Annotated in this window: 2 pseudogenes; both read right to left on the bottom strand. The window is 58.8% G+C overall.

From position 1 onward, the window contains the following. Positions 1 to 75 precede the first annotated feature (75 nt). A pseudogene (locus OKB81_RS19855) lies at positions 76 to 1,008 on the bottom strand (calcium:proton antiporter); the annotation flags it as partial. 151 nt (positions 1,009 to 1,159) lie between these two features. Next, positions 1,160 to 2,635: pseudogene (locus tag OKB81_RS19850) on the bottom strand (EAL domain-containing protein). Between the last annotated feature and the right edge of the window lie 394 nt (positions 2,636 to 3,029).

The following is a 3,029-nucleotide window of genomic DNA, read 5'->3' as shown; positions in this document are numbered from 1 at the left end:
ATCATGCCTCCCTCATTTTTTAGCCCTGATACTACGTGGACTGGAACTCAAATTCTCTTAAGTGAACAGCATTGGCCCCATCAGGGAGCCGATGAAGAGCACGGAGGGTACCGTGAGGGCGATGGTGGCCAGCACGGAGCCGAAGTAGAGATTCATGGCCCGCTGCAACTGGTTGTTGAAGGCCGCCTTGATGGCGCCGACCGCTTCGGGGGCGAGTACGATACAGGCGACGATGAAGCCACCCAGTGCCATCGGGGCTTCCATCACGTGCACCCCGTAGTTGATGGGGATGGCCAGGGTCTTGGCCAGCAGGATCACCACCACCAGGTAGGCGAGCAGCAAGAGGGTGTGATAGACGTTGCTCTGCAGCGGGCCGTGGTGATCCTCGAGATCCTCATGATCACTGTCGACGAAGAAGTGGCTGTGGCTGCGGGTCTGGATCAGCAGGAAGACACCATAGAGCAGGATGGAGATGATGATCAGCATCCATGACATGGCCTTGGAGAGGCTGCCCAGAGTGCCGCCCTGGGTGAAGTTCGGCAGGACCAGACAGAGCAGTGCCAGAGGAATGATGGCCACCAGATAGGATTTGACCCCGTCCAGATTGAAGTTCTGGGTGTGATAGCGCCAGCCGCCAAACAGCAGGGTGAAGCCCACCAGACCGTTGGTGACCAGCATCACCACCGCGAACATGGTGTCCCGGGCCATGGTGGGATTGGGATCGCCGGTCAGCATGACGGAGGAGATCATCACCACTTCCAGGGAGATGACCGAGAGGGTCAGGATCAGGGTACCGAAGGGTTCCCCGAGCTTGATGGCGAGGGCGTCAGAGTGACGCACGACTGAGAAGATGGCCCAGGTCACGATGGCAAGCAGGGCCAGCGACACCGGCAGGTAGACCGCAAGGGGGGTTGTCTCTGCCAGCAGGTCGCTCCCTAGGGTTTTGAAGAAGAGCAGGGTCAGCAGACCGGCAGGCAGAGCAATCTCTTGTCGGATAAAAGACTTCATAGGCAGTGGTTCTCATCTCGGGGCGGCCTCGGCCGACGGGGTATGGAGCGACTTGGTGCACCCAAGGTGCACAGACCCATGATAAGGGGAGATGCTTCTCATGCGGAGCATCATTTTGTTGCAAAGGGTGAGAGGCGGGGCAGATACCGCCTCAGTGCGGGTCGGAGGGGCTGGTTGTCTCGCCCTCTTGCCATGCCATCAGCCAGATCTTCAGTTTGCTCAGGGGCATGGGCTTGGCATAGACGTAGCCCTGGATCAGGTGGACTCCGTGGCGATGCAGATAATCCACCTGCTCCTGGGTTTCGACCCCTTCGGCGATCATCTCCATGCCCGATTTGAGGCCGAAAGCGATGGTGGCATCCAGCACGCTGCGCTTGAGGTCGTCCGTGCCTATGGTATCCACGAACATCTTGTCGATCTTGATCTGGCGAATGCCGAGCCGTTGCAGGTAAGCAAAGCCGCCATAGCCGGTGCCGAAGTCATCCAGCTTGAAGTGATAGCCCCTCTCCTGCAGAGCTGCGATCTCCGCCATGGCCCCCTGGATGTGCTTGATGGGATCCCGCTCGGTGAGTTCGAAGGTGAGGCGGGCCGGCGAGGGCCAGCCATGGCGCTGCAACTGGGTGCGCAGACGAGGTTGCTCGATATGGCCCGCCACCAGATTGACGCTGACCCACTGATGCGGGGCCAGGACGGGGAGATCCGCCAGGATGCGCTCCAGCAGTTGATCCGTCATCGGCAGGATGAGCCCCTGCTCTTCCGCATAGGCGATGAAGGTGCCTGGCGACACCAGATCCCGTCCTCGCTGCCAGCGCAGCAAGGCCTCGAATCCCACTACCCTTCGGTTTCTGCTGTCCACTATGGGCTGATAGAAGGGGATGAACTCCCGCCGAGCCAGCCCTCTTTGCAGCAATCCTTTGAGGGATCGCCGGTAGTTTCTAAGGCCCCAGTAGAGGGCCGCCAGCAGCACCCCCAGCGCCCCGGCCGACCAGAGGCCATCACGGTGTATCTGTGAGCGGGCGTAGCGTTTCAGTGCCTCGCCAGCCCAGAGGGTCTGTTCCACCTGATGCTGGGGGTCGAAACTGAGCAGCCGCATCGGGTTTGCCTCTTCTCGAATGTGCTTGTTGCCACGGGGGAAAAAGAGCCCGGACTGGGTCGGGTGCTTGTGGTTGAACTCCAGGTAGAAACAGTCGTTGCAGGGGGTGCGCAGCAGCTCATGGCTCCAGCTGCTGTCGAGCACCCAATAGGCCAGATTGCCGTTGCGTCTCGCATAGACCAGGGTTTCGCGTTCGGTATCGAACATGGGGGCCGTGCTGGAAATATGAAAGTCGGGGGAGACCGGTATGCCGGCGTCGGCAAGCTGGGGCAGGGCGGGGCCCAGGGTGGAGCAGCCGCTCCCGTTGGCAAGCTGCAGGCCGGCCAGGCGAATATGGCGGTTGTAATACTGGGGTGAGCGCAGCAGCGCCATGTCTTTGGGGCCGCAATCGAAGGCAAAGTGGGCGAGTTGAGCGGGGACATCGTGATCCAGGAGCTGGTTGCGCTCCTACTGGTAGTCGAGCAGAGCCCTTTCCTTTGTCTGCAACAGGTGGTGAGCCAGCTTGTCGCTCAACAGGGGGGTGAGCAACAGCATCAGCAGCGGGGGCAAACAGAAGAGGCCCAGAGGAATTCATAACGGAGATCGTGCAGACATGGTGGGCACCCTTCTTCCCTGAAATGAAACAACCCGATTGAGGCTCAAGCATCATAGCATTAGCTGCATCGATTTGAGCCAAGTTGGTCACACTTGGAACAAAAATGATAATTAATTGATAAATAAAGGATATGGCTACACACCTGAACAAGATTCAATCGCTGACCTGTCATAAATGACAATTGTCCAGCTTATCTGAAGTGGCTAAAGTAACGGTGCGGTTTGACTCACCGTGTGTTCAATACTCCTGTATCTATTTTCCTGATTACCCATGACCCTCAGCCAGCTTCAAGAGCCGATATGGCATCGGAGGGCTTGCCACGACTGCATGCCC

Origin of the sequence: Aeromonas sp. QDB56, assembly GCF_027705505.1 — a bacterium.
Classification (GTDB): Bacteria; Pseudomonadota; Gammaproteobacteria; order Enterobacterales; family Aeromonadaceae; genus Aeromonas; species Aeromonas caviae.
The sequence above is the reverse complement of the archived record's forward strand: the minus strand, read 5'-3'. Positions and strand labels throughout refer to the sequence as shown.